Below are 26172 nucleotides of genomic sequence, written 5' to 3'. Positions count from 1 at the left end.
CATCGGGGTTCGGGCCGACCGGGCACCGGCCCGGCAGGTGTCAGAGGCGGGCGGAGTGGAGCGCCCGTCGGGCGCCGTCGGTGACGGCCTGCAGGTCGGTCACGACGGTGACCATCGCGAATCCCTCGGCGGCGCGTTTCGCCGCGACCTGGGGGTCGGCATGGATGCCCGGCGCCACACCGCAACGCTCCGCTGCGGCGCGCACGGCGGACAGTGCGTGAGTGAACCGCTCGTCGGTCTGGTCGTTGCCCGGCGCGAGGCCGATCGTGATGCTCAGGTCGGACGGGCCGACGTAGAGCGCGTCGACGCCGGGCACGGTGGCGATCGACTCGACGTTGCGCACCGCCTCGGCGGTCTCGATCATCGGGATCACGATCGTCGCGTCGTTGACCGCGGCGACATCGGTCGACGTCCCGACCATGCGTGCCCTCGTGGGGCCGTAGCTGCGCCCTCCCGCCGGCGCGTACTTGGCAGCAGCGACGCACGCCCGGGCGAGATCTGCGTCGTCGACCATCGGCACGATCACCCCGTGCGCGCCGGCGTCGAGGACCCGGCCGATGATGCCCGGCTCGTTCGTGGGCACACGGCACAGCACCGTGGCATCGGTCCGCTGCATGGCGCGCATCATCGAGATCGCTCCCGCCACCTCCACCAAGCCGTGTTGGAGGTCGATCACGACGTAGTCGAAGTCGACATCACACAGCGCCTCGGCCGACGACGGTGCATCGGTCGAGATCCACAGGCCGAAGGCGGTGCGGTTCTCCTCCCAGCAGCGACGGAGTCGGACGGGTGCGGCGCCGCTGCTCACAGCGTGGGTGCCGTTCCGGTCTGGCGGTGGAAGGTCAGCGAGTCCCAACAGTCGAGGCGCCGCGACACGCGGCCACCACGCACGCTGATCCACATGACCCCCGGGATGTCGATCCGGGTTCTGTCGACGTCGGCACCGAAGCGGTACCGCACGATCACCTCCGAGCCCGGGCCGGGGTCGCCCCCGTCGTGGTCCGGTTCGCTCTCCACGAGGATGCCGACGGAGGTCTCGACCACGTCGTAGTGGCGGTTCGCGAACGTGGCGAAGAAGCCGGGAAGTCGACGGGCGTACTCGTCACGCCCCACGCACCCCGAACCCAACTCGGCATGGTGCTCGTTGCGGAAGCCGTCACTCACCAGATCGACCACCGCCGCCGGGTCGTCGCCTCCGAGTGCGGCCACGTAGGCGAGCGCGACATCGAGGTCGTCACGGTGATCGGTCACGGAGCGATCAGCCCCACTTGGCGCGGACGGTCTCGTAGACGCCCTGGTCGTAGGAGAACTCGACGAGGTTGCCGTCCGGGTCCTCGAGCATGCAGATGTAGCCGATCGGGTCGGGCATCGTCCGAGCGGGCATCGCCAGGCAACCGGCGGCCTCGGCTCGCGCCGCGATGTCGTCGACGGCTTCCTTGGTCGGGAGTTCGATCCCGAAGTGGTTGAACGGCGCCATCTTGGCGAGCGGTGCCGGTGCGAACGGGTCCTTGTCCGGGAAGAACTGGGCGAGCACCAGGATGAATGGGAACTCCTTCTGGTCGGAGTGGCCGAGCCAGGCGCCGAAACCGTCGTCGTCCTGTCGCTTGTCGAGCAGTTCGAGATCGGTGTAGCGCTGGTAGAACGCGATCGTCGCGTCGATGTCCTTCACCCGCAGCGCGATGTGGGTCCATCTCGAGGAGGTGGGCCGGAGTTCGTGCGTCGCCGACTGGTCGGCGGTGTCCTCGATGGTGTCACTCATGACGGCCACAGTATCAAAGGTCTGATGGTCTGACCACTGCGTTCGCACCGCTCGGCACCTGTCATCCACCACGACGCAAGGCCCACGCCGAGATGACGCGACGGACTACAGTCGGTCGGATGGTCAGACCGACTCGTCCGTTCTCCACCGTCGTGGGCGCGCGAACTCCGTGAGCGGCGCAACGACCACCGCCGAACACGCGCAGGATTCGGGCGTCCACTTCGCTCCCGTCACGCGTGAGACCCTGAGCGCTCAGATCCGTGATCGGCTCCTCGAGCGGATCTCGTCGGGCGCTCTCGAACCCGGAGCCCAGGTGCCGTCGGAACGATCGCTGTCCGAGCAGTTCGGCGTGGCGCGCACATCGGTCCGCGAGGCGATGCAGGGATTGTTGTCGCTCGGATTCGTGGTACGGCGGGGGAACCGGTCCTACGTCGCCGAGCAACTGCCCGACGTGTCGTTCGACGCCGTCGACGATCGCAAGCAGTTCGTCGAGCAACTGTTCGAGACCCGTCGACTGCTCGAGGTGCCGATGATCGAACTGGCCGCGATCCGCGCCAGCGACGCCGAACGCGCCGAGATCTCGGAACTGGCCGAACGCTTCACGGCCGACATGTCGCTCGCGTCGTTCCGGGAACTGGATCGCGAGTTCCACACCGCGCTGTCGACGGCGTGCGGCAACCCGCTCCTCGTCGAGGTGTACGCCAAGGTCATGGCGCGTCTGTTCAAGTCCGACGGCTTGCGTTCCCTCCTCGGCGACGAGGCCAACCGCGACGAGGTCGGCAGGATCGTGAGCGACGCGGCCGCCCAGCACCATCGTCTGGCCGCTGCCGTGGCTGCGGGCGACACGGTCGTGGCCGTGTCGGAGGGCATCGCCCACCTGCAGGCGGTCGAGCGGAGCCTGATCGACCGCCTGGTCTGATGATTCCGACGAGCGCCCGGGCGATTGGATGAGCGACTTCGACTTCGACGTGGTCGTGGTCGGCAGCCTGAACCTCGATCTGGTGGTCCGCGCTCCTCGCCGGCCCGACGGTGGCGAGACGATCAGCGGGTCCGAGTACGCCGAGTACGCAGGAGGGAAGGGTCTGAACCAGGCGGTCGCCGCCGCTCGTTCGGGCGCATCGGTGGCGCTGGTGGGCAACGTCGGCGCCGACTCGGCCGGCGACGACCTCCGATCGATCGTACGCGGCGAGGGCATCGACGACCGCTGGCTCGGGACCCTCGACGACGCGCCCACCGGTCGTGCGCTGATCACCGTCGACGACCGTGGTGAGAACTCGATCATCGTCGTGGCCGGAGCGAATGCCGGGTCCGTCGCATCCGATCTGCCGACCGGTCGCGTCGTGCTCGCTCAACTCGAGACCACGGTCGCCGGCGTGGTCGGCGCGTTCGCACGCGCCCGCCACGACGGGTCCACGACGATGCTCAACCCGGCGCCTGCCGTCGCCTTGACCGACGCACTGCTCGATCTGTGCGACGTCCTCGTGCCGAACGAACACGAGGTCGATCTGCTCGGAGGCCGCGATCGTGTCGCTTCTCGGGTGGAACACCTCGTGATCACGCTGGGGTCACGGGGGGCCGACCACGTCCACGCCGACACGACCCTCCACATCGATCCGTTCGACGTCGTTCCCGTCGACACGACCGGAGCCGGCGATGCGTTCTGCGGTGCGCTGGCGAGTCGGATCGCCGCCGGCGACGACATGGCCACCGCTCTGCGATACGCGTCTGCGGCCGGGGCGCTGGCGACCACCCGTGCGGGAGCTGTCCCGTCGCAGCCCCGATTCGACGAGGTGCGCCGCCTCAGCGGTGGATGAGGGCACGGCGATCCGGTCCGCGCTCCCCCGTCACTCGATGGTCCACCCCTCGGGCAACTGCCAGTCGCCGATCAGTTGATGGGTCTCTTCGTCCTGCTCCGCCCCCTCGGGGTGGCTCCACAGCATGAGTTGGTTCCCCCACGGGTCGAGGAACGACGCACTCGCACCGCCGAACTCGGTCCAGAAGTGGTCGCGGAAGAGGACCTCGCCGCCGCGTGCCGCCGCCCGATCGAGGATGCCGTCGAAGGAATCGTCGTCGCTGACGAGGATCCAGGCCCGGGTGCCGCGTCCCGGTCCGACCTCGTGCGGCGCCGGCGGTTCGGCGTCCGGGTGCGGGCGCATGTTGGCGACGTTGGAGATCCCCATGTGGAGATTTCCGGTCGGCCCCTGGCTCCCGTCGTCGGTCTTGAAGTTCTGACCGGGAACGATGCGGTGGAACACGCCGGGGATGCGTTCCTCCACCTCCCAGCCGAAGACCTCGGAATAGAAGGTGTTGGCCGCGTCGACGTCGGTCACCGGGAAATCGACGAACACGAGGGCGTTGGGATAGGTCATGGATGCTCCTTGTCGCAGGCGACGGGCGCGCATCGGCGCGCTCGTCGTCGGTCTGTTGGTCTGACCGTAACAGTGCCGACGCGGTCGCCAGACAACGGGATCCACCCCGGAGAGTGTCCTCGCCGGTGCGCTTCGTCACGATCACGTTGTCGCGCGGGACGTGTTGGCGTTATGGTCTGACCAACAGACCGAAGCCGCCGTCGCTCCGGTTCGAACGCCAGGGGGCCAACCGAATGATCACCGGGATGAATCACGCCGTGCTGTACGTCCGCGACGCCCGCCGGCATCAGTCGTTCTACGAGACCGTGCTCGACTTCGAGACCGTCGCTGCGGACCCCGACGGTTCGTTCGTGTTCCTCCGTGCACCGAGATCAGCGAACCACCACGATCTCGCCTGCTTCACGATCGGCGAACAGGCGGGTGACACGACTGCCGGGCGCAACCAGGTCGGCATGTATCACCTCGCCTGGGAGGTGGCGACCCTGTCCGACCTCCGTGAGCAGCGGCGCCGGCTCAGCGAGGCGGGTGCACTCAAGGGCGCATCGGACCACGGCGTGAACAAGAGCCTCTACGCGATCGATCCCGACGGCTTGGAGTTCGAGGTGATGTGGCTGACGCCCTCCGAACTCTGGGGAGCCGACGAACACGAAGCCGTGGTGCGTCCCCTCGATCTCGAAGCGACCATCGAGACCTTCGGTGCCGATCGCCGCTCGACCACCCACGTCGCACCCGAGCCGAAGGGCGACAACTCGTGACCGGCATCGACATCCACGCCTTCTCCGACCAGTACTGCCACTTCTTCGACGATGCGGCGTTCGAGGAGACCACCCGCCCCGGATTCCGACGGCGGGTCATCACCGGCGAGCGGTTGCAGCTGTGCTTCTGGCGGATCGACGGCGGAGCCACCGGCTCGTACATGCACCAGCACGAGGACCACGAGCAACTCGGCATCATCATGCGTGGCGCCCTCGACTTCCGGATCGGCGACGTCGACGACGACGCACGGACGGTGCTCAGCGCCGGAGGGATCTACCTCGCACCCCGACAGGTGTGGCACGGCGACTCGGTCTTCGTCGGCGACGACGAACTCGACGAGTGCTGGATCCTCGACGTGTTCAGCCCGCCGCGCGACGACCTGAGGAGCGCGACCGCCGAACCGATCGTGACCCGACTGGGCGACGCCGACGGCGAACCCCCCACCCCTGGAGCCTCGACGAACGGAGCAGCATCGTGAGCGACCCGACCCCCACCCGCGAGCCATCGACCACGGCCGACTGGCGCCTCGCCGTCGACATCGGAGGCACGTTCACCGACGTGGTCCTGCTCGATGCCGCATCGGGTGACGTGGTCGTCGACAAGACGTTGACGACCCCGCAGAATCCCCTCGACGGCGTCCGGACCGGCGTCGGCCAGCTCCTCGCCCGTGCGAACCTGCGTCCGAGCGACGTCATCGCTCCGATCGTCCACGCAACGACGCTCATCACCAATGCGTTGATCGAGGGCAAGACCGGCCGGGCCGGCCTGGTGACCACCGCGGGATTCGGCGACACGCTCCTGATCCGCGACGAGCACCGGTACGACATGTACGACCTGCAGATCGAGTTCCCGGCGCCGCCGATTCCGCGTGACCGCACGATCGAGATCGAGGAACGCACGGCGGCGAGCGGCGAGGTCCTGCTCGTTCCCAGCGACGCCGCCATGCAGGCGGTGGCCGACGAACTCCGAGCGCTGGAGGTGGAGTCGGTGGGTATCTGCCTGCTCAACTCCTACGTCGACTCGAGCAACGAACGCACGCTCGCCGCCTTCCTCGAACGCGAGCTGGGTGTGCCGGTGTGCATCTCGGCCGACGTGTCACCTCAGATCCGCGAGTACCCGCGCATGGTCACCACGGCGTGCAACGCCGCCACCATGCCGGTCATCGGGCCGTACCTCGACGAACTCCAGAAGTGGCTCTCGGGCGAAGGCTTCGGCGGGTCCGTCCTGATGATGCTCTCGAACGGTGGTGTGGTCTCGGCCGACGACGCCGCACGGGTCCCGATCCGTCTCGTGGAGAGCGGCCCGGCTGCGGGAGCGCTCGCTGGAACGTGGTTCGCCGAACGCCTCGGAATCGACCGCCTGCTGTGCTTCGACATGGGAGGCACCACCGCCAAGGCCTGCCTGATCGATGGTGGGGAGCCCGAACTGACCAACGTCTTCGAGGTCGCCCGCGCCTACCGGTTCAAGAAGGGTTCGGGATTCCCCGTGTCCGTGCCGTCGATCGACCTCGTCGAGATCGGCGCAGGTGGCGGCTCACTGTCGTGGGTGGACCAGTTCGGCCTGCTCAAGGTCGGCCCCGAATCCGCTGGCGCCGAACCGGGCCCGGCGTCCTACGGACGGGGAGGGACCGTCCCGGCGGTCACCGACGCCGACGTCGTCCTCGGTCTGCTCGACCCGGCCGCGTTCCTCGGTGGCGACATGCCCCTCGACGGCGACGCGGCCACCGCCGCAGCCGCCACGATCGGTGACCAGCTCGGTCTGAACCCCGTCGAAGTCGCCGCGGGCATCCACGAGATCGTCAACCAGAACATGGCCGCCGCGGCGCGGATGCACGCGGTCGAGCAGGGCGTCGACCTGCGCGGCGTGTCGATGATCGCCTTCGGTGGGGCCGGCCCGGTCCACGCCTGCGGCGTGGCCGAACTTCTCGAGTCCGACACGGTGATCTTCCCCGTCAACGCCAGCGTACTGTCCGCGTTCGGCACGCTCGTGTCGCCCGTGCGGATCGATCTCGCACGATCGATGCCCCGTCGCCTCCACGCCATCGATCCCGCCGAGCGCGACGCGCTGCTCGACGACCTCCGCAACGAGGGCCGGCGGGTGCTCGCAGCCGCCGGTTCGGCTGCCGACGCCGTGCGCTTTCGCTACGGACTCGACTGCCGCTACGTCGGCCAGGGCAACGAGGTGACCGTGTGGGTCGGGCAGTCCGAGCCCGGCGAGGACGCGATCTGGCCCGTCGACGACGCCGGAGTTCTCGGCGCGTTCGAAACGGAGTACAAGCGGATCTTCGGACTCGCCATCCCCGACGTCCCGATCGAGATCGTCACGTGGCGACTCTCGGTGTCCTCCGACGCCGAGCGGGTGGCACCCGAGCCGGTTCCGTCCGGTGCCGGTGCCGAGCCGGTCTCGCATCGTGCGATGGTCTTCGGACGTGGCATGGAGCCGATCGACGCACCCGTGTACAAGCGCACACAACTCGGTGGAGGCGCCACGTTCTCCGGACCCTGCGTCGTGGAAGAGCGTGAGACCACCGCCGTCATCCGACCCGGCTGGAACGTCGAGGTCGGCCCCGACGGCAGCCTGATCGCCACCCGCAACCACGCGGTGCCGAACCACACGGTGTCAGACACCGAATGACAACCACACGGTGTCAGACACCGGATGACAGATCGTCGAGGAGTAGACCATGACCATGACCGACGCAGCGCCCACCACGGCGGGCGGGTTCGACCCGATCGAACTCGAGATCTGCTGGCAGAGCCTGATCGCGACCGTCAACGAGCAGGCCAAGGCACTGCAACGTTCGGCGTTCAGCCCGATCGTGCGCGAGGCGGGTGACCTCGCCAACGCCGTCTTCGACCGTCGAGGTCGCATGGTCGCGCAGGCCGTGACGGGAACTCCCGGTCACATCAACAGCCTCGCGATCGCGGTCAGCAACATCTTGGAGGAGTACCCGATCGACTCCCTCGTCGAGGGTGACATCCTCATCACCAACGACCCGTACAAGACCGCCGGGCAGTTGCTCGACGTGACCGTGCTGGTGCCGGTCTGGCGCAACGGGCGCCTGATCGCCCTGTTCGGCTCGACCATCCACCACACCGACGTCGGCGGGTACGGCATCGGTGCCGGCGGCCGCGACGTGTTCGAGGAAGGTCTGTGGATCCCGATCGTCAAGCTGATGAAGGCCGGTGAGCGCAACGACGACGTCTGGAAGTTCATCCTCTCCAACGTGCGTCAACCCGATCACATGGGCGGCGACCTCCACGCCCAGATGGCGTCGGGCCAGATCGGAGCACAGCGTCTGCTCGCCCTGTGCGACCACCACGGCTTCGACGACATCGAAGACCTCGCCGACGAGATCATCACGCGGTCCGAGGAGGCGACCCGCAAGGGCATCCGCGAACTCGAGTCCGGTCGCTACGAGTCGAGCGCGCTGCTCGACCTGGCCGACGGCAGCGAGATCGTCATCAAGTGCGCGCTGATCGTCGATGCCGAGGAGGGCTCGATCACCGTCGACTACACCGGCTCGGCCGACGCCAGCCGCTGGGGCATCAACGTCGTCAAGAACTACAGCCACGCCTACACGACCTTCGTCGTGCGCTCGGTGCTGAGCCCGGACATCCCCAACAACTACGGCAGCCTCAAGCCGATCGACATGATCGCCCCCGAGGGTTCGATCCTCAACGCGGTGTCGCCGCAGCCGTGTACCGCCCGCCACGTGGTGGGCATGTTCCTTCCCAACGCACTGCTCAAGGCACTCGCCCAGGTCCGCCCCGAGGGGGCCATGGCCGAGGGATCGGGTGCGGTGTGGACGATGCAGGTGAGCGGAAACCACGACGACGGCAGCCCGTTCATCACGGCGATGTTCACCTACGCAGGTGGCGTCGGCGGACGCGCGACCAAACCCGGCCTCGACGCCTGCTCGTACCCGACCGGCGTGGCCGCCGTGCCGATCGAAGTGGTCGAGGCCTCGGCGCCGATCCGGTTCACCAAGAAGGCACTGCGACCCGGGTCTGGTGGAGCCGGAGCGAACACCGGGGGCCTCGGCCAGACCATCGAGTTCGAGGTCGACACCACCCGGGAATGGCAGCTCAACGCTGTCACGAGCCGACTCGCCGAAGCACCCCAGGGCATCTTCGGTGGAGAACCAGGCGCGGCCGGTGCGTTCAGCGTCAACGGCGAGAAGGTCAGGACCCAGGAGCGCATCACGCTGCAACCCGGCGACCTCGTGCGCCTCGACCTTCCCGGCGGCGGCGGATACGGGAGCACCGGCGCCTGACGGCCGCCGAGGCCAGAGGACCGAACCGATGACCGAACCGACCACACTCGCTGCCATGACCTTCGCAGCCATGTGGGACGCGTCGGTCCGGTCCCGTGGCAACGAGGTGTTCCTGCGCTTCGAGGCGTCGGACGCAACGGTCCACGAGTGGACCTACGACGAGTTCGATCGCGTCGTCGCCCACACCGCTGGTCGCCTCACCGATGCAGGGGTCGATGCCGAACGCGGCGTCCATCTCGCCCTCACGAACTCGCCGTCGTTCGTCGCGGCGTGGCTCGCCGCGATCCGACTCGGGTCGTGGATCGTGCCGTCGGATCCGATGGCCACCGCACCCGAACTCGCCGAGCACCTCCGCCGGACCCGGCCCGCGGTGTCGGTCGTCGCGATGTCCCGACAGGGCGTGTCCGCCGAGGCCTCGGCCACGGCGGGCGACGACGTGCGCGACCTCGTGACCATCCCGGTCGACGAGGACGACGTCACGCTCGACGCGTTGACGACGAACGAGGGGCGACCGTCGGTTCCCGTCGTGATCCCGCCGGCGATCGACCCGACCGACCGCGCCGCGGTCATGTTCACCAGCGGCACGACCGGACGACCCAAGGGCGTCGTCGTCACCCAGGCCAACTACGCCTTCGCCGGCACGACCATGGCGGCGGCCGCCGACCTCGGGCCGAACGACCGCCAACTCGTCGTGCTCCCGATGTTCCACGCCAACGCGCAGTACTACTCGTTCGCATCGGCGATCGCTGTCGGCGCGAGCGTCGCGCTGATGCACACCTTCTCCGCCAGCCGGTTCGTCGCACAAGCGGCGCGGCACGGAGCGACGCACGCCAGCCTCTTCGCCGGGCCGCTGCGGATGATCCTCGCTCGCGGGGGGCCGTGGACCCCGGAGGGGACCGAACCCCCGCTCGCGCTCCGTCACTGCTGGTTCGCCCAGAACATCACGAACGACCAGTACGAGACGCTGACCGACTGGTTCGGTTGCCGCCCGCGCCAGCTCTACGGGATGACCGAGACGATCCCCGCCGTGCTCACCGACGAGCCCGTCGCTCCCCGCCCGAGTTCGATGGGCTTCGTCACGACGGGCTGCACCGTCGCACTGCAGGACGCCGACGGCGCGCCGACTCCGGTCGGTGAGGTCGGCGAGATCGTCGTCGGGGGGACACCCGGCCACACCCTGTTCGCCGGGTACCTCGACGACCCGGACACGACCGCCGCGTCGTTCCGCGACGGTTGGTTCGTCACCGGTGACCGGGCCCGCGTCGACGCCGACGGGCGGTTCTCCTTCGACGGCAGACGATCCGACGTGCTCAAGGTGTCCGGCGAGAACGTGTCGGTCGTGGAGGTCGAGGCCGTCATCGGCGAACATCCCGACGTCTTCGACGTCGTCGTCGTCGGTGCACCCGATCCGATCCGCGACGAGGTGCCCGTCGCCTACGTGGTCGCCGCTCCCGGTGCCGGCGACACCCTCGTCGACGACCTGGGCGAGTGGTGTGCCGAACGACTGGCGAAGGCCAAACGACCGCGTCGCGTGATCCTCGTCGACGAACTCCCGAGGACCAGTGTCGGCAAGGTGCGCAAGTTCCTGCTCACCGAAGCGGCGAGTCGCAGCGACGGCGACACACCACACTCGAAACCCGGTGTTGATCCCGTCGACACGAACACCGACCCAGACTCACTCCAGCCATCCGCACACCCCGAGGAGAACCGCACATGACGATGCTCGACCCCAACCGGACCGCCCGCACGGGCACACCGGCAGGTCCCGGCCTGCGTGCCGACCTGCTGGCGGCGCTCGACGAGTCGATCCTCGACGTCGCCGACGCCACGACCCTGCCGGCCGAGCTGTACACCTCGACCGAGGTGCTCGACGTCGAACGCGAGGCGATCTACGCCAAGGAGTGGCTGTGCGCCGGTCGCATCGAGCGCATCCCGAACAACGGCGACTGGTTCACCGTCGACATCTGCGACGAACCCGTCATCATCTGCCGTGACAAGAAGGGTGAGGTGCACGCGATGTCGGCGGTGTGTCAGCACCGGGCGATGCAGGTGTGCGACGGCAGCGGGAACTCCGGCACCTTCAAGTGCCCGTACCACCACTGGAACTACGCACTCGACGGTCGGCTCCTCGGCGCTCCGGCGATGGAGCGCACCGAGGACTTCGACAAGGCCGACTACGGCCTGCCCCGGTTCCGCGTCGAGGTGTGGCAGGGCTTCGTGTTCTTCAACATGGACCCGGACGCGGCGCCGCTGGCACCGACGCTGGCCGACTACGAACCCTTCATCGCCAACTACGACCTCGCCGACGCCGTGTGCACCGGCACGTTCACGCTCGAAGACCGGCCCTGGAACTGGAAGGTGATGTTCGAGAACTTCAACGACGGCTACCACGCGAACCGCCTGCACCAGTACGTGCAGGACTTCTGCCCCAGCGACATGACCGAGTTCCCCACCGAGTGGAATGCCGACTCCAACGTGATCTTCCGCAAGGGCGGCTACACGGTGCTGGACGGCGGTTTCAACGCGACCCACCAGGCGATCATGCCGGTGTTCCCGAAGCTGACCGAGGAGGAGCGCACCCGCTCGACCTTCGCGCTCGTGCCGCCGACGCTCTGCCTCGGCACCGCGCCGGACCAGGCGTTCTTCTTCCTCGTGCGGCCGAAGTCGCCGAACACCGTCGACATCGAGATCGGCTACATCTTCCACCCGAGCGCGCTCGAGGACCCGCTGTTCGAGCACAAGCTGAAGCTGACCGACGTCGGCGTGCAGGTGTTCGTCGAGCAGGACACCGACGCCACGACGAAGGTGCAGCGCGGGCTCCGTTCGCGATTCGCTCCACGTGGGCGATACTCGTGGCAGGAGGAGAGCCACGTGCGGTTCAACCGGTGGCTCGTCGATCGGTACCGCCGACACGCCGAGGCCTGCGCCCCGTCGTCGACGGACTGAGTTCACACCGCCGAAACGTCGATGCACTATGGTGATGTCTAATGGTCTGACCATCGGACCAACCCGTTCTGCGGGTCACCAGGGGAAGGAACCGAGCACCATGCTCAACACACCACAGAAGCGAAGCGTCTCCCGAAGGATCCGGGCGGTGTCAGCCGTCGCGGCGCTGTCACTCGTCGTCGCCGCGTGCGGCAGCGACGACGACGCAACCGACGACACGACGACCGACACCACCGCAGCGCCCGCCACCGACGGAGCGGACACCACCGATCCGACGGAGCCGACCGACGACACGACCGTCGACGACACGACCGTCGACGACACCGCCGTCGACGGAGAGCCCGTGTCCCTCGACGCCGACGGCGACGGAGTGGTCACCTTCGGTGTCGCGACACCGGGCCCCCGCGACGACGGCGCGTACTACCAGGCTCTCGTCGAAGGCATCGAAGCCTTCTCCAGCGAGAACGGCTACGCCGAACCGATCGTCGTGGACAACATCGACCCGGCACAGGCCGACACCGAGATCCGCAACCTCGCTCGCCAGGGCGTCGACGTGATCGCAGTGGGCGCCAGCGAGCTGGCCGATCCGCTCGCCGGGCTCGCCGCCGAGTTCCCCGACATCTTCTGGTACTGCAACTGCGGTGCGGGCCAACAGGTCGAAGGCGTCGCCCAGTCGGCCGACGACTCCGCTCAGATCAGCTACTCGGCGGGTTACGCGACCGGGCTCCTGCTGCAGGACACCGACTCGACTGCTGCGGCGTTCCTCGGCTGCTGCGACCTCGACTTCGAGCAGGAGGCCTACCGCTCCTTCGAACTCGGTCTGCAAGCGGTCGACGAGTCGTTCACGATGACCTACATCCCGACCGGTGACTTCAACGACGTCGCCGGCGCGACCGAGGCGTTCAACCAGGCCACGGCCAACGGAGCAGGCGCTGTGTACCCGTTCCTCGGCGGCGCACTCGAGCCGATCGTGCAACTGGCCAACGATGCCGGCGTGATCACGATGTCGGCGGGAGCGTCCGACGTCTGCGAGAGCGAGGACCTCGACTACCAGATCGCCGTGCAGTTCGACGCAGGTGACTACCTCGACGTGATCTTCGACCAGATCACCACGGGCGAACTGGTGGAGGGCGAGACCTTCGTCTTCACCGTCGGCGAGTTCCCGTTCGTGGGCGCCAAACTCTGCGACGGCACCGACGAACAGGTCGCCGCACTCGACGAGGTCCTGGCGGGGATCGCCGCCGGCGAGTTCGCCGACGCCCTGTTCGAGATCAAGTCCGAGGTCTATGGCTTCTGAGCCGCTGACCTCGGTCGGCACACACGTGCATGGGAGGTGACGGTCGATCCGTCGACCGTCACCTCCCGCCGACCCAGTCGACACATCGACCCCACACGGAGGATCTCGTGAGAGCAGTCCAGTACAGCGAACACGGCGGCCCCGAGGTTCTCCGCGTGGTCGAGATCGCCGATCCTCGTCCCGGTCCCGCCGACGTCGTGGTCCGTGTCGAGGCGTGCGCCCTGAACCGACTCGACGTCGTCCAGCGCAACGGGTGGTTCACCCTCGACGGTTTCACCCTCCCCCACATCGCCGGGATGGACGTCGCCGGAACCGTCGTCGAGGTCGGCACCGAAGTGGACGCCTCCCACGTCGCCGTCGGCGACCGGGTCGTCGTCGATCCTTCGCTCGCCGGGGTCTCCGCCGGGTCGAGCCTCAACGGGCGTGGCGACCTCCACGGCGAACTGGGTGTGATCGGTGCGAACGCCGACGGCGGGTACGCCGAGCTGTGTCTGGCCCCTGCGAGCCACGTGTTCCGGGTGCCCGACACGATGCCCATCGAGCATGCTGCGACCTTTCCGACCTGCCACCTCACCGCGTCGCACGCCCTGTTCGACGTCGGACGCCTCGCGGCGGGCGAGACCGTGATGATCCATGCCGCCGGCAGCGGCGTGTCCGTCGCCGCGATCCAGCAGGCCAAACGGGCCGGCGCGATCGTGCTCGCCACGGCCGGCTCGGCCTCCAAGGTCGAACGAGCTCTCGAACTCGGCGCCGACCACGTCCTGAACAACCGGACCGACGACATCGTCACCTGGGCCCACGAGGTGACCGACGGGCGAGGCGTCGACGTCGTGCTCGACCACGTGGGTGCCGCTCTCCTCGCCCCGTCGCTGTTCTCGCTCGGCATCGGAGGCCGCCTCGTGACGTGCGGAAACACCGCCGGCGACGAAGCGGTCATCCCGAGTCTCGGCCACATGTTCCACAAGCGCATCTCGATCCTCGGCTCCGACGCCTACCGCCCCGACGAGTTCGGACCGGCGTGGAATGCGTTCTGCACCGGCGACTTCGACGTGCACATCGACCGCGAGTATCCGCTCGACGGCGCAGGAGATGCGCAGGAGCAACTGGTGTCGGGCGACGTGTTCGGCAAGATCGTGCTGCGCCCGCAGGGCACCTGAGCGAGCCCCATGGCCGACTCCCCCTACCCCGAACTGAAGAAGACCCACACGATGGCTCGTGTCGGTCGGCCGTTCACCGACCGCAAGCCGCCCGCGGCGGCTCCCGTGTGGGACGTGATCGAGGGGTTCGGGAGGTTCCACGTGTTGTCCAGCGCACTCGAACTCGACGTGTTCGACACCCTCGCCGACACCGGCCCGACCACGGCGGACGAACTCGCGTCGGCCCTCGACGTGTCGGCTCCTCACCTCGAGACGCTGCTCGAAGGGGTCGTGTCGCTGGGCCTGCTCGATCGACGCCATGGACGCTTCGAGTTGAACGACACGGCCAGGCGCTATCTCGTGTCGGATTCCCCGGCGTCGATGGCGGCGCTGATCCCCGTGTCGCCCGGTCCGTTGGAGAACTGGCGACGTCTCACCGACACGGTGCGGACGGGAGTCCCCGCCGACCCCGTCGACGACGACACCGGATTCCACGTCCCGCTGGTCGAAGGCACCTTCACCACGATCAACCGGTGCGCGATGCGCGCCGATCTCCAACTGCGGTACTCGGCGCTCACCGACCCGATGGTGCTCGACCTCGGGGCCGGGGGCGCACCCTGGGCGATCGCCGTGCTCGAAGCGAACGCCGGCGCATCCGCGGTCGTCAACGACCTCGACGGCGTGATCGACGTGGCCCGCCGCAAGGTCGCCGAGCGGGAGCTCACCGGGCGCGTCGAGTTCCGTCCGGGCAGCTTCCACGACATCGACATCGAACCTGACACCTACGACCTCGTCGTGCTCGGCCACGTGTGCCGCACCGAAGGTGTCGAACGGACCGTGTCGCTGATGCGACGGGCGTACACCGCACTGCGACCCGGCGGTCGACTGCTCGTCGGGGACTATTTCTGCGACGAGCAGCGATCCCAGGCCGCCCATGCGTTGATGATGGGGGTCACGATGATGGCCAGCACGCGTCGCGGCGCCACGTTCACGCACGGCCAGGTCGGACGGTGGCTCACCGACACCGGCTTCGAAGCGGTGCGGTGCATCGAGCCGATCGGATTCCAGGAGGTGTTCGTCGCCACGAAGCCCCCGACTCCGAACGTCGCGAACCCGAACGTGACGACGACGCGAGCCACGAACCCGATCCCACCAGACACGACCGCACCCACCGCACGAGGAGCCACCCGATGAGCGATCCGGAGACCACCGACCCGACCCCGGTCGGCCTGCTGATCGACGCCTGGTACGTCGTGACGATGAACGCCACGCGCGACATCATCCACCGAGGCTCGGTGGCCGTCGCCGACGGGCGGATCGTGGCCGTCGGCAAGACCGTCGACCTCGAGCAACGGTTCGCACCGGCGCGCCGCATCGGCGGCGAACGCTTCGTGCTGACGCCCGGGCTGATCAACACCCACATCCACATCACCGGCGAACCGCTGACTCGCGGCTACGTCCCCGACGACACCCCGTTCGAGGAGAACGTGTTCGTCTGGCTGACCAACCTGTACGCGGTGTACGAAGCGGAGGACGAGCGCTGCTCGGCGCAGCTCGCCGCCACCGAGATGCTGCGCTCGGGCACCACCACCTTCCTCGAGGCGGGCACCGTCCGCTTCCTCGACGAAGTCCTCGACGGACTCGCGGGCACGGGGATCCGCGGCAAGCTCGGGTCGTGGGTGTGGGACCTGCCGCCCCAGCCCGACGTGTACCACCAGAGCACCGACCAGGCCATCGCCCGACTCCAGGCGCAGCTCGAGTCCTACCGCACGTTCGGCGACGGTCGCCTCGGGACGTGGGCCACCGTGGTGGGACACACCACGTGTTCCGACCCGCTGTGGAAGGCAACTCGTGAGCTCGCCGACGAGCACGGCGTGGGCATGAGCTTCCACATGTCGCCCGCCGCGACAGACCCCGACGGATTCATCGCCGAGTTCGGTCACCGGCCGATGGAGCACCTCGAGGAACTCGGAGTGCTGCGCGAGGACTGCGCGATCACCCACTGCGTCCACGTCGACGATCGCGAGATCGACATCATGGGTGGCCACGGCCTGACCGTCGCCCACTGCCCGACCACCGCACTCAAGGTGTCCTACGGTGTCACACGGATCGGCAAGATGCCCGAGATGGTCCAGAAGGGCGTCAACGTGTCGATCGGGACCGACGGCAACAACGCGTCGAACTACTCCGACCTGATGCGCGCCACCTATCTCGTCGCCGGGCTGTTCAAGGACGGCCGGATGGATCCGCACATGTTCCCGGCCGAGAAGGCCTTCGAGATGGCCACGATCGGCGGCGCGAAGGCGATCGGGATGCAGGACGAGATCGGCTCACTCGAAGTCGGCAAGCGAGCCGACGCCGTGCTCCACGACACCGATCGGCCCGAGTGGCGGCCGCTCCTCAACGTGATCAACCAGCTCGTCTGGTCCGCCGACGGTCGCGGCGTGCACACCGTCGTCGTCGACGGACGGATCGTCGTGGAGGACGGTCACATGACCCACGTCGACGAAGCGGCCCTGTGGGTCGAGGCCCAGCGCCGGGGTGAGGCGATCGTGCAGCGATCCGGTCTGCCGGACAAGGCGAAGTTCCCGACATGGTGAACGCGGCGAGCGCAGCGGGGGCGACCGACGCCGGCACCGGGCCCGCCGCCGTGTCCGTGCGCGGCCTCACCAAGCGGTACGGCGATGTGGTCGCCTGTTCGGCGGTCGATCTCGAACTTCGCCGGGGTGAGATCCACGGCGTGCTCGGCGAGAACGGTGCCGGCAAGTCGACACTGATGAAGGTCCTGATCGGCCTCGTCCAACCCGACGCCGGAACGATTCACGTCGACGGAGAGCAGGTCCGCGTCGACAGCCCCGCGCGGGCGGGTGCCCTCGGGATCGGCATGGTCCACCAGCACTTCAGCCTCGTCGACGAACTGCGGGTGTGGGAGAACGTCGTGCTCGGTGAACGCGAGAGGCTCGACCCGAAGCACGCCCGTGACCTCGTGGCGACGATCGGTGAACGGTACGGACTCGCCGTCGACCCCGACACCCGCGTCGGCGACCTCACCGCCGGGCTGCGCCAACGCGTCGAGATCATCAAGTGCCTGCGTCGCGATCCCTCCATCGTCATCTTCGACGAGCCGACCTCGGTCCTGACGCCCCAGGAGTCCGAACAACTCTTCGCCGTGCTGCGCGTTGCGGTCGAGCGGGAGGGTAAGGCGGTGGCGCTGGTGAGCCACAAGCTCGACGAGATCCGGCGCGCCACCGACACCGTGACGATCCTGCGACGCGGTGCGGTCGTGGATCACGGGCCCACCGATCGCTTCGACCAGCAGTCGCTGGCTCAGGCCATGGTCGGTCGCGCCGTCTCGCTGCGCGGCGACGATGCCGCTGCACTCGGCGTCACCGACGCCGTCGAGGACGAGGCGCGTCACGCCCACGAGCGTTCCGGCGCGTCCGAAGCCGCCGTCGTGCTGCGCATCGAGGGTGCCGTGCTCGACCGCTACGGTCACCGCGTCCTCGACGGAGTGGATCTGGAGGTTCGCGCCGGGGAGATCGTCGGCGTCGCCGGTGTGGAGGGCAACGGACAGGTCGAACTCGCCGACGTGTTGTCCAGCCTCGTCGCACTCGATGCGGGCACCGTGGTCGTCGATGGCGAGACGGTTCCCACCGGCCGGGCCGGAGCGATGGGCGCGGCACGAGTCGGCATGATCCCCGAGGACCGACACGACGCCGGCTGCGTCCTCGACATGAGCGTCGCGGAGAACCTCGCGCTCGGTCGCGTCGGTGTCGGCAGCGCGCTGCGTCGGATCGACCGAGGCTCCGACGAGGCTGCGGCGATCGACCTGATCGAGCGGTTCGAGATCCGCTGCAGCGGCCCCGATGCACCGTTCCACTCGTTGTCCGGTGGCAATCAGCAGCGCGTCGTGCTCGCTCGCGAACTGAGCGGCGACCCGAAGGTGCTCGTCGCAGCACAACCCACGCGGGGACTCGACGTCGGGGCGATCGAGTTCATGGGGGCACAACTGCGGGCCACGGCCGATGCCGGGGTCGGCATCCTGTTGATCTCGAGTGAACTCGAGGAGATCCTGCACCTCGCCGATCGGATCCTCGTGATGCACGCCGGCCGCATCGTCGGCGCCATGGCCATCGAGGACGCCGACGTGGAACGGATCGGCCTGATGATGGGCGGCGTGGTCGACGCACCACCGCCGCGTCCCCGACCAACCGGTACAGGAGAAGAGCGCAATGGCTGATGTCAGGAACCGACCCGGTCTGTTGACCGGGCGACTCGCATCGACCGACACCGGCGTGACCTTGGCGGCGTACGCCGTCTCGCTGATCGCTGCTCTCGCCCTCTCGGCGGTGCTCGTCTCCGCCACCGGAGGGTCGGCGGGCGCGGTGCTCGACGCCCTCCTCGACGGCAGCCTGCGTTCGCCTGGCGCATGGGGCCTGACGCTGACCACCGCGGCGCCACTGCTGCTCGTCGCGACCGGCACCATCGTCGCCACACGCGCCGGTCTGGTGAACATCGGCCAGGAGGGCCAGGTCCTGATCGGTGCAGCGTTCTCCGGCTATGCCGCCGTGCGCGTCGGTGGACCCGGATGGGTCGTGGTGAGTGCGACACTCCTCTTCGGCGCCGTCGGTGGTGGCGCCTGGGCGGGCATCGCCGCAGGGCTCCGCGCGTGGCGCAAGGTGCCCGAGGTGTTGACCACGCTGCTGCTCACCTTCGTGTCGTTCCCGTTGCTGACCTACGGGCTCAGCCAGTCCTGGCTCCTCGCCGACCGGGACACCGAACGCCAGAACCAGCTCAACACCGGCGAGATCATCCCCGGTGATGCCCGCCTCCCGGACCTCCGACTCTTCGGCAACGCCATCGATTCCGGCTTCCTCGTCGCAGCCGGCCTGGCGGCGATCCTCACGCTCGCGATGGCTCGCACACTGCTCGGGACACGAGTGGACATGCTCGGCTTCAACCCGCGCGCAGCGCAGCGATTCGGCGTGGCGGCCGGTCCGCTCTCGGCCGCCGTCCTCGTCGGCTCGGGCGCGACGGCCGGCATGGCCGGTGCCGTGCTCTTGAGCGGAGGGGCGGCGGGCGACCGTCTCGTGTTCGGGTTCGCCGGCAACTTCGGTTGGGACGGTCTGCTCGTGGCTCTCCTCGCGCGGAACCGGATCCTCGTCGCTCTGCCCGTCGCGCTCGTGTTCGCGACGTTGCGCACCGGGTCGAGCTTCCTCGCCGCGACGGGGGTCGACCGCAAGGTCACCGACGTGGTCCAGGCCCTCCTCGTCCTCGCCCTGCTGGTCCCGCCGGCGCTGCTCTTCGTCCGCGACCGGCGGCGGGCACTGCGCTCGACCGGCCCGTCGACCGCTCCCTCCACGAACCCGACGCCGGAAGCCGCCTGACATGTTCGACGCCATCGCCACGCTGCTCTCCTCCGACGCTCTGTACGACAGCGCCTTCCAGTTCTCGGTCCTCTTCGCCTTCGCAGCGTCCGGAGAATGGGTGGCGGAGCGTGCCGGCACGCTGAACATCTCCGTCGAGGGGATGCTCCTCGGTGGAGCGTTCGGGGCCGTCGTCGGTCACCAGATCGCAGGATCGGCAATCGTCGGCCTGCTCGTCGGGGCACTGTTCGGACTGCTCATCGGGTCCGTTCAGGCCAACCTCTCCCATCGTCTCACGGCGAACCAGTTCGTGGTCGGCCTCGCTCTCAACGTCCTCGTGCTCGGCCTCACCGCCTACCTCGATTCCTCGATCGGCTTCGACCCTGCGAGAGCCAAGGTGATCGAGGTTCCCGGCCTCGTCGACCTGCCGTTGATCGGGAGTGCGATCTTCGGTCGACCGTGGCCCGCCTATCTGGTCTACCCGTTGGTGCCGCTCCTGTGGTGGGCGGTGTTCCGCACCCGGTGGGGCCTCGAGGTTCGAGCGGTCGGCGAGAACCCTCAGGCCGCCGACGTGTCCGGGATCGACGTCAACGCCCGGCGACGCCAGGCGATCTACATCACCGGGATCACGTGCGGGATGGGCGGCGCCTTCCTCGTGCTCGGTCAGGTCGGCACCTTCCAGTCGGGCATCGTGAACGGGCGCGGCTTCATCGCGCTCGCAGCGGTGATCTTCGGCGGCTGGACCCTGCGCGGCACACTGATCGGCTGCGTCCTGTTCGGTTTCGTCGAAGCGCTGACGCTGTCGATCCCCGCCAACGGATACACCATCGATCCCTTCATCCTGAAGGCTGCGCCGTACATCGTGGCCCTGACCGTCGTGCTGGTGTTCGCCACCCGGGTCCGTCAACCTCGGGCACTCGCTCAACCGTTCGTCCGCGGCCTGACCTGATCCGGTTCGTCGTGCGATGACGATCTGGGAAGGGCTGCTGCTCATCGTCGGCGGCCTCGCTGCCGGGGTGATCAACACGATGGCCGGCGGCGGTTCGGCACTCACCGTGCCGCTGCTCGTGCTCGCCGGTGTGCCCGGCAACCAGGCCAACGGATCGAACCGGGTCGGTGTGCTCACATTGAGCGCCGCGGCCGCAGCGTCGTTCCGCCGCTCGGGGGTCGACGGACTGCAGAACGCGAGACGGATCCTCGTCCCGACCGTCATCGGCTCCCTGATCGGTTCGTTCGGGATCAGCCAGATCGCCGACGAGACCTTCGAGACCGTGTTCGGCTACCTGCTGATCCCGGTCATCCTCCTGACCATCTTCAAGCCGAAGCCCGACCTCGACGCCGAGCCCTGGTCACCGACGGTGACCGTCGTCGTCTTCCTGCTCATCGGGCTGTACGGCGGCGCGTTCCAGGCCGGCGTCGGCCTGGTCCTGCTCGCTGCTCTCACCCGAGCCGGGTTCGACCTGGTCACGGCGAACAGCGTCAAGGTGCTGATCAACCTGGTGGTCACGATGATCGCCCTGCCGGTCTTCGTCCTGCAGGGCAACGTCGTCTGGGCCCCGGCACTCGTCCTCGCTGCCGGCTTCATGATCGGCGGATGGTTCGGCGCCAAGCTCGCGGTCAAGGGTGGCGAGCAACTGGTTCGCGTGTTCATGATCGTGTCGGCGCTCTACCTGGCGGGGCGACTCATCGGCGTGTGGTGACGCTCACCGGGCGTCGGCGATGCCCGAGGACGACGGACCATCACGTACTGTTCGCCCTGAGCCACCCGACCACCGGAATCGAAGCCCCCACTGCTGCCGTGTCGTAACATTTCGGCAACATCGGTGTGCGTACGATGAACCGACTGGTCTGACCATCAGGCCGATACAGGGAGAGGACCGAGCCGATGCTCACCACACAGGACACACCGACCTCGACGAGTCGGCGGCGCATGCGACGTTCCATGGCGGGGCTCGCGGCCCTGTCCGTCGTCATCGCCGCCTGCGGCAGCGACGACGACGCCGCCGACTCCGATCCGGCGCCTTCGGCGACCGACACCGTCACCACGGCGACCGACGCTGCACCCGGCGACACGGTCACCGAGCCCGTCGGCACGGGGGCGCCGGACGACGAATCGCCCGACGCCGAACCGGCGATCTCCGAGGAACGGTGCGCTGCGAACCGTGAGGCCGGCACCGTCACGTGGGTCACCGCGTTCGACTACGCCGCCGCTGCCGGCATCGCCGAACTGATCGTTGCCGACGCCAACGGCTACTTCGAGGAACTGTGCATCGACGTCGAGATCCAATCGGGCTTCGCACCGTCGAACGGGGCACTCGTGATCGAAGGCCAGGCCCAGATGGGCATGGCCGGCTCGTTCAGCGAACTGGTCGCGAACAACACCGCCGGTGACGGGGACCTCGTGGCCCTCCTGCACTGGGGACGCACCGCGATCGAGGAGATGGTCATCCCGGCGGGCTCCGAGGTGGCCACGTTCGCCGACCTGTGCGGCACGACCGTCGGGATCAAGGGAGACCTGCCGTACTCGCTGCAGGCAGCGGTCGCCCTGTCGGGAATCGAGCGCAGCTGCTTCGACGAGGTGTTGCTCGACGGGTTCGACCCGGTGCAGCACCTCGAGCTCGGCCTCGACGCGCTGCCCGTGTACAAGTCGAACGAACCGGCTCAGCTCGACGCCGCAGGCGTCGAGTACACCACCCTCGACCCGCTCGACTTCGACGTGCCGGCCAGCTTCGGCATCGCCTTCACCACCCAGTCGTTCATCGACGAGCACCCCGACACCGTGCAGGACATCGTGCGCGCGCTGGTCAAGGGCTACGAGGACGCCGCCGCCGACCCACAGGCGACCGTCGACGCGGCGTTCGAGCTGATCAACACCGCCGGCAACCCGAACTTCCTCGCCGTCGAGTCGGAACTCAACCGCTGGACAGTGGAGTCCGGACTCATCGCGGAGCTCGCGCCCGACGGTGTCGGAGTCGGCACGCCGGATCTCGAACTGCTGGGTGCCGAGATCGATGCGATGGTCGAAGCCGGAGTGTTCACCGAAGCGCCCGACTGGATGTCGATGGTCGACACGTCGATCGTTGAGTCCGTGTACGACGGCACGACGTTGATCTACCCGAGCTGAACCCGGCCGGTCGAGCAGGATACGAAGAACCAGGAGCGCATGTCCGATGTTCACCGGGATCGTCCAGGAGCTGTGTGAGGTCGTCGGGGTCGAGGATCGAGACGGCGTTCGTCGTCTCGTCGTCGACCTCGGCGATCACGCCGACGGCCTCCAGACGGGGGCCAGCGTGGCGAACAACGGTGCCTGCCTCACGGCGTCGGAGATCGACGGCGGACTCGTCTGTTTCGACGTGATCTCCGAGACGGTGCAGTTGACCAACCTGCGCCACGTCGAGGTCGGGCATCGGGTGAACATCGAACGCAGCCTCAAGTTCGGCGACGAACTGGGCGGCCACATCCTCTCGGGGCACGTCTCGGGCACGATGACGGTGTCGCGCATCGACGCCGACGGCGCGAACCGCACGATGTGGTTCTCGGTCGACCCCGACCACATGCCGTACCTGATGTGGAAGGGCTGGATCGCCGTCGACGGTGCCAGCCTCACGATTTCGCGTGTCGACCGGGCGACGAACCAGGTGGCGGTCAGCCTCATCCCAGAAACGCTCGAGCGGACCACGCTCGGCGGGTTCGAGGTGGGTTCGGTCGCGAACCTCGAAGTCGACGCGCAGACCCAGACCATCGTGAACACGGTGCGCGAGACGTTGAAGGACCCGAACATGCGCGAGTTGCTGCAGCAGGGATGACGCACGCCGATCCAGACGACCGCGTCGCCCGTCGGGCGATCGTCACCGGCGCCGCTCGTGGAATCGGCCTCGCGCTCGCACGCCGACTCGTGACGGAGCGGTACGACACGACCCTGGTCGACGTCGACCCGGCCGTGGAGTCGGTGGCGTCGGAACTCGGGGCTCGATCCGCGGTGATCGATCTCACTGCTCCCGACGCCTCGCAGCGCATGCGTGCCCTCGTCGACGACGCTCCGTGCTGGTTGCTCGTGAACAACGCAGGGATCTTCGACACGACACCGCTGCTCGACGTGTGTCTGGCCGACTGGGACCGCCTCCAGACCGTCAACACCCGCTCGATGGTCACGACCATGCAGGCGGTGGTCCCGTCGATGATCGAGGCGGGCGGAGGTCGGGTCGTGAACATGGCGTCGATGGCCGCGAAGCTCGGGACACCGGGCGAAGCGGCGTATGCCGTGTCGAAGGCCGGAGTCGTGGCCCTCGGTCGGATCGCCGCTCAGGAGTTCGGGCCTCACGGGGTCACGGTGAACTCGATCTGTCCGGGCTACGTGCTGACCGACATGGGCGCCGACACGCGCAACGACGAACAGGTCGCGAGTTGGACGGCGATGAGCCCGCTGGGTCGACTCGCCGACGTGGACGACATCGCGTCGTTGGTCGCGTACCTCGCGTCCGATGGGGCGTCGTACATCACGGGGCAGGCGCTGAACGTGACGGGAGGGATGTGCACGAGCTGATCGATCCCGACGCGGTCGCCAAGACCCAGCAGGGGATCCACTTCCAGGGTGTGTCCAAGTGGTTCCGTCGCAAGGGCCAGTTGACCCACGCGCTCTCACGCATCGACCTCGACATCGAGCCGGGCTCGTTCGTCAGCCTGATCGGGCCGTCCGGGTGCGGCAAGTCGACGTTGCTGCGACTCGCGGGCGGACTGATCGAAGCCGACCGGGGCACGGTCGTCGTCCAGGGCGAGACCCCCGCACAGGCGCTGGCGCGGAAGCACTACGCCTTCGTCCCCCAGCAGCCGGCGTTGATGCCGTGGCGCACCGTTCGACGCAACGTCGCACTCCTCGGCGAGACCAACAGGAAGGCGCGCATGACGGGCGTGTCGAAGGAGGCCCAGCTCGAACTGATCGAGCAGATGGGGCTCACCCCGTTCCTCGACGCCTACCCGCGTGAGCTGAGCGGTGGCATGCAACAGCGCGTCAGCATCGCCCGGGCGTTCGCCCTCGGCGCACCCTTGATGCTGATGGACGAACCGTTCTCCGCCCTCGACGAGATCACACGCGCCGACATGCGGTACCAGTTGCTCGCGCTGTGGGAGCGCGTCGGCTGCACGGTCGTGTTCGTCACCCACTCGATCCCCGAGGCCGTGATCCTGTCCGACCGGGTGGTGGTGCTCGGGGCCCGCCCGGGGCGCATCACCGACGTGATCGACGTCGGCCTCGCCCGCCCGCGCTCCGACGCGCAGGAGGACTCCGACGAGTTCCACGCCGGCGTGGCGGCGGTTCGCCGGGCGCTCAAGGCAGGATGGGACTGAGATGACCCAGATCCACGACGCCGCTGCGTCGGCCGCCGATGCGATCCTCGACCCGCGTGACGGTGACGCCGGCGACGACCTGCCGCCGCCCGAGGATCGCCATCGTGTCCGCACGGCACTGCTCACCGTTGCCCCCGTACTCGGACTCGCGTCGGTGTTCCTCGGTTGGGAGGCGTACGTGCGGATCATGGATCTGCGCCCTCTCACGCTCCCACGACCGTCGAACATCTTCATCCACGTGTTCGACAATCCCGGCTTCTACTGGGAGAACGGGATCGTCACCCTGAAGGAGGCGGCCGCCGGTTTCGTGATCGCATTCGTCGCCGCGGTCGTCGTCGCCAGCGTCATGGCGCACTCGCGGCTGATGGAACGCGCCGGTCTGCCCGTGATCGTGTTGATCCAGTCCACGCCGATCGCCGTGCTCGTCCCGGTGTTCCTGCTCTGGTTCGGCTTCTCGCCGTGGCCGAAAGTGCTCACCGCTGCGCTGTTCGCGTGGGTGCCGTTCGTCGCCAACGCCCTCACCGGGCTGCGCGCGGTCGATCCCGACACGCACGAACTGCTCCGCTCGACCAGTGCGAGTTCGTGGGAGATCTTCTGGCGGCTGCGCGTGCCGCACGCGCTGCCGTACCTGTTCTCCGCGGCCCGCATCTGCATCGGGCTCGCGCTCGTCGGCGCCGTGATCGGTGAGTTCTTCAACTCCAGCGAAGGTCTCGGCAACGCCGCCCGCGTCGGCCAGTCCCAGCCCGCACTGAACGAACAGCTGTGGGGCAGCGTGTTCGTGCTCGCGTTCATCGGTGTCGTCGCCGTGTTGATCCTCGCGGCCATCGAGCGGCGCGCCCTGCGCTGGCACCCGTCCCAGTCCCTCGTGTGACGGAGACGTGATGGAGACACCGCCTGTGATGACCACACCGGTCGGAATGGAGT

The 26172-nt window shown here is 68.3% G+C and carries 25 protein-coding genes; 21 read left to right on the top strand and 4 right to left on the bottom strand.

From position 1 onward, the window contains the following. Nucleotides 1-40 precede the first annotated feature (40 nt). Genes ABJK40_RS10135 through ABJK40_RS10125 form a run of 3 tightly spaced genes read right to left on the bottom strand, consistent with a single transcriptional unit; the run spans nucleotide 41 to nucleotide 1759 of the window. Nucleotides 41-808 carry an aldolase/citrate lyase family protein gene (locus ABJK40_RS10135; protein WP_348479085.1) on the bottom strand — a complete coding sequence of 256 codons (768 nt, stop codon included), beginning with the start codon at nucleotides 806-808 and terminating at the stop codon, nucleotides 41-43. After that, nucleotides 805-1251: a nuclear transport factor 2 family protein gene (locus tag ABJK40_RS10130; protein WP_348479084.1), complete on the bottom strand. Its 447-nt coding sequence runs from the start codon at nucleotides 1249-1251 to the stop codon at nucleotides 805-807. Before ABJK40_RS10130 ends, ABJK40_RS10135 begins: the two co-directional genes overlap by 4 nt. A 7-nt stretch (nucleotides 1252-1258) precedes the next feature. Next, nucleotides 1259-1759 carry a VOC family protein gene (locus ABJK40_RS10125; protein WP_348479083.1) on the bottom strand — a complete coding sequence of 167 codons (501 nt, stop codon included), beginning with the start codon at nucleotides 1757-1759 and terminating at the stop codon, nucleotides 1259-1261. A gap of 169 nt (nucleotides 1760-1928) precedes the next feature. On the opposite strand from ABJK40_RS10125, the gene ABJK40_RS10120 reads away from it, so the two are divergent. Next, nucleotides 1929-2678, top strand: coding sequence for an FCD domain-containing protein (locus tag ABJK40_RS10120; RefSeq protein ID WP_348479082.1), 750 nt, complete (start codon nucleotides 1929-1931; stop codon nucleotides 2676-2678). Between the two features lie 28 nt (nucleotides 2679-2706). Further along, nucleotides 2707-3573 (top strand): ribokinase, encoded by an 867-nt coding sequence (locus ABJK40_RS10115; protein ID WP_348479081.1) that lies wholly within the window; start codon nucleotides 2707-2709, stop codon nucleotides 3571-3573. A gap of 30 nt (nucleotides 3574-3603) precedes the next feature. Here ABJK40_RS10115 and ABJK40_RS10110 read toward each other — a convergent pair whose 3' ends face one another. Further along, the gene (locus tag ABJK40_RS10110; protein ID WP_348479080.1) at nucleotides 3604-4128 is read right to left on the bottom strand and encodes a VOC family protein; all 525 of its coding nucleotides are present in this window, start codon (nucleotides 4126-4128) and stop codon (nucleotides 3604-3606) included. Between the two features lie 245 nt (nucleotides 4129-4373). Between ABJK40_RS10110 and ABJK40_RS10105 the strand changes: the two genes are divergently transcribed. The 19 genes from ABJK40_RS10105 (at nucleotide 4374) to ABJK40_RS10015 (ending at nucleotide 26119) form a co-directional block, all read left to right on the top strand. Continuing rightward, nucleotides 4374-4883, top strand: coding sequence for a VOC family protein (locus tag ABJK40_RS10105; protein WP_348479079.1), 510 nt, complete (start codon nucleotides 4374-4376; stop codon nucleotides 4881-4883). After that, a complete protein-coding gene (locus tag ABJK40_RS10100; RefSeq protein ID WP_348479078.1) occupies nucleotides 4880-5362 on the top strand; it encodes a cupin domain-containing protein in 483 nt (160 codons plus the stop codon). The genes ABJK40_RS10105 and ABJK40_RS10100 overlap by 4 nt, the downstream gene beginning before the upstream one ends. Further along, nucleotides 5359-7518, top strand: a complete 2160-nt coding sequence (locus tag ABJK40_RS10095; protein ID WP_348479077.1) for a hydantoinase/oxoprolinase family protein — start codon at nucleotides 5359-5361, stop codon at nucleotides 7516-7518. The genes ABJK40_RS10100 and ABJK40_RS10095 overlap by 4 nt, the downstream gene beginning before the upstream one ends. 49 nt (nucleotides 7519-7567) lie before the next feature. After that, entirely contained in the window at nucleotides 7568-9160 is a 1593-nt protein-coding gene (locus tag ABJK40_RS10090) for a hydantoinase B/oxoprolinase family protein (RefSeq protein WP_348510251.1), read from the top strand. A 28-nt stretch (nucleotides 9161-9188) separates the two neighbouring features. After that, on the top strand, nucleotides 9189-10877 hold the full coding sequence (locus ABJK40_RS10085; RefSeq protein ID WP_348510250.1) for an AMP-binding protein: 1689 nt from the start codon (nucleotides 9189-9191) through the stop codon (nucleotides 10875-10877). Next, nucleotides 10874-12106 (top strand): aromatic ring-hydroxylating dioxygenase subunit alpha, encoded by a 1233-nt coding sequence (locus ABJK40_RS10080; RefSeq protein ID WP_348479074.1) that lies wholly within the window; start codon nucleotides 10874-10876, stop codon nucleotides 12104-12106. Before ABJK40_RS10085 ends, ABJK40_RS10080 begins: the two co-directional genes overlap by 4 nt. A 148-nt stretch (nucleotides 12107-12254) precedes the next feature. After that, on the top strand, nucleotides 12255-13403 hold the full coding sequence (locus ABJK40_RS10075; RefSeq protein ID WP_348479073.1) for a BMP family ABC transporter substrate-binding protein: 1149 nt from the start codon (nucleotides 12255-12257) through the stop codon (nucleotides 13401-13403). 107 nt (nucleotides 13404-13510) lie between these two features. Next, nucleotides 13511-14560: a zinc-binding dehydrogenase gene (locus ABJK40_RS10070; protein ID WP_348479072.1), complete on the top strand. Its 1050-nt coding sequence runs from the start codon at nucleotides 13511-13513 to the stop codon at nucleotides 14558-14560. A gap of 9 nt (nucleotides 14561-14569) precedes the next feature. Further along, on the top strand, nucleotides 14570-15733 hold the full coding sequence (locus ABJK40_RS10065; protein ID WP_348479071.1) for a class I SAM-dependent methyltransferase: 1164 nt from the start codon (nucleotides 14570-14572) through the stop codon (nucleotides 15731-15733). Beyond that, the gene (locus tag ABJK40_RS10060) at nucleotides 15730-17139 is read left to right on the top strand and encodes an amidohydrolase family protein (protein ID WP_348479070.1); all 1410 of its coding nucleotides are present in this window, start codon (nucleotides 15730-15732) and stop codon (nucleotides 17137-17139) included. Before ABJK40_RS10065 ends, ABJK40_RS10060 begins: the two co-directional genes overlap by 4 nt. Continuing rightward, nucleotides 17133-18779, top strand: a complete 1647-nt coding sequence (locus tag ABJK40_RS10055) for an ABC transporter ATP-binding protein (protein ID WP_348479069.1) — start codon at nucleotides 17133-17135, stop codon at nucleotides 18777-18779. Before ABJK40_RS10060 ends, ABJK40_RS10055 begins: the two co-directional genes overlap by 7 nt. Further along, on the top strand, nucleotides 18772-19926 hold the full coding sequence (locus tag ABJK40_RS10050) for an ABC transporter permease (protein WP_348479068.1): 1155 nt from the start codon (nucleotides 18772-18774) through the stop codon (nucleotides 19924-19926). Before ABJK40_RS10055 ends, ABJK40_RS10050 begins: the two co-directional genes overlap by 8 nt. Before the next feature lies 1 nt (nucleotide 19927). Continuing rightward, the gene (locus tag ABJK40_RS10045) at nucleotides 19928-20854 is read left to right on the top strand and encodes an ABC transporter permease (RefSeq protein ID WP_348479067.1); all 927 of its coding nucleotides are present in this window, start codon (nucleotides 19928-19930) and stop codon (nucleotides 20852-20854) included. A gap of 16 nt (nucleotides 20855-20870) precedes the next feature. After that, on the top strand, nucleotides 20871-21605 hold the full coding sequence (locus ABJK40_RS10040) for a sulfite exporter TauE/SafE family protein (protein WP_348479066.1): 735 nt from the start codon (nucleotides 20871-20873) through the stop codon (nucleotides 21603-21605). A gap of 185 nt (nucleotides 21606-21790) precedes the next feature. Beyond that, nucleotides 21791-23029, top strand: a complete 1239-nt coding sequence (locus ABJK40_RS10035) for an ABC transporter substrate-binding protein (RefSeq protein WP_348479065.1) — start codon at nucleotides 21791-21793, stop codon at nucleotides 23027-23029. Between the two features lie 46 nt (nucleotides 23030-23075). Continuing rightward, nucleotides 23076-23711: a riboflavin synthase subunit alpha gene (locus ABJK40_RS10030; RefSeq protein ID WP_348479064.1), complete on the top strand. Its 636-nt coding sequence runs from the start codon at nucleotides 23076-23078 to the stop codon at nucleotides 23709-23711. Next, a complete protein-coding gene (locus tag ABJK40_RS10025) occupies nucleotides 23708-24448 on the top strand; it encodes an SDR family NAD(P)-dependent oxidoreductase (RefSeq protein WP_348479063.1) in 741 nt (246 codons plus the stop codon). Before ABJK40_RS10030 ends, ABJK40_RS10025 begins: the two co-directional genes overlap by 4 nt. Then, nucleotides 24436-25248 (top strand): ABC transporter ATP-binding protein, encoded by an 813-nt coding sequence (locus ABJK40_RS10020; protein WP_348479062.1) that lies wholly within the window; start codon nucleotides 24436-24438, stop codon nucleotides 25246-25248. The genes ABJK40_RS10025 and ABJK40_RS10020 overlap by 13 nt, the downstream gene beginning before the upstream one ends. Before the next feature lies 1 nt (nucleotide 25249). Beyond that, a complete protein-coding gene (locus ABJK40_RS10015) occupies nucleotides 25250-26119 on the top strand; it encodes an ABC transporter permease (protein ID WP_348479061.1) in 870 nt (289 codons plus the stop codon). Nucleotides 26120-26172 lie beyond the last annotated feature (53 nt).

It is taken from the genome of Ilumatobacter sp. (assembly GCF_039969435.1).
GTDB lineage: Bacteria > Actinomycetota > Acidimicrobiia > Acidimicrobiales > Ilumatobacteraceae > Ilumatobacter_A.
This window is presented reverse-complemented; position numbering and strand designations above follow the sequence as displayed.

What these genes read in the sequence shown, in the direction of transcription:
- ABJK40_RS10035 (WP_348479065.1), top strand. Translation starts at nt 21,791, where the DNA reads ATGCTCACCACACAGGACACACCGACCTCGACGAGTCGGCGGCGCATG.
- ABJK40_RS10105 (WP_348479079.1), top strand. Translation starts at nt 4,374, where the DNA reads ATGAATCACGCCGTGCTGTACGTCCGCGACGCCCGCCGGCATCAGTCG.
- ABJK40_RS10015 (WP_348479061.1), top strand. Translation starts at nt 25,250, where the DNA reads ATGACCCAGATCCACGACGCCGCTGCGTCGGCCGCCGATGCGATCCTC.
- ABJK40_RS10030 (WP_348479064.1), top strand. Translation starts at nt 23,076, where the DNA reads ATGTTCACCGGGATCGTCCAGGAGCTGTGTGAGGTCGTCGGGGTCGAG.
- ABJK40_RS10115 (WP_348479081.1), top strand. Translation starts at nt 2,707, where the DNA reads ATGAGCGACTTCGACTTCGACGTGGTCGTGGTCGGCAGCCTGAACCTC.
- ABJK40_RS10045 (WP_348479067.1), top strand. Translation starts at nt 19,928, where the DNA reads ATGTTCGACGCCATCGCCACGCTGCTCTCCTCCGACGCTCTGTACGAC.
- ABJK40_RS10060 (WP_348479070.1), top strand. Translation starts at nt 15,730, where the DNA reads ATGAGCGATCCGGAGACCACCGACCCGACCCCGGTCGGCCTGCTGATC.
- ABJK40_RS10090 (WP_348510251.1), top strand. Translation starts at nt 7,568, where the DNA reads ATGACCATGACCGACGCAGCGCCCACCACGGCGGGCGGGTTCGACCCG.
- ABJK40_RS10080 (WP_348479074.1), top strand. Translation starts at nt 10,874, where the DNA reads ATGACGATGCTCGACCCCAACCGGACCGCCCGCACGGGCACACCGGCA.
- ABJK40_RS10110 (WP_348479080.1), bottom strand. Translation starts at nt 4,128, where the DNA reads ATGACCTATCCCAACGCCCTCGTGTTCGTCGATTTCCCGGTGACCGAC.
- ABJK40_RS10040 (WP_348479066.1), top strand. Translation starts at nt 20,871, where the DNA reads ATGACGATCTGGGAAGGGCTGCTGCTCATCGTCGGCGGCCTCGCTGCC.
- ABJK40_RS10055 (WP_348479069.1), top strand. Translation starts at nt 17,133, where the DNA reads ATGGTGAACGCGGCGAGCGCAGCGGGGGCGACCGACGCCGGCACCGGG.
- ABJK40_RS10065 (WP_348479071.1), top strand. Translation starts at nt 14,570, where the DNA reads ATGGCCGACTCCCCCTACCCCGAACTGAAGAAGACCCACACGATGGCT.
- ABJK40_RS10085 (WP_348510250.1), top strand. Translation starts at nt 9,189, where the DNA reads ATGACCGAACCGACCACACTCGCTGCCATGACCTTCGCAGCCATGTGG.
- ABJK40_RS10025 (WP_348479063.1), top strand. Translation starts at nt 23,708, where the DNA reads ATGACGCACGCCGATCCAGACGACCGCGTCGCCCGTCGGGCGATCGTC.
- ABJK40_RS10050 (WP_348479068.1), top strand. Translation starts at nt 18,772, where the DNA reads ATGGCTGATGTCAGGAACCGACCCGGTCTGTTGACCGGGCGACTCGCA.
- ABJK40_RS10125 (WP_348479083.1), bottom strand. Translation starts at nt 1,759, where the DNA reads ATGAGTGACACCATCGAGGACACCGCCGACCAGTCGGCGACGCACGAA.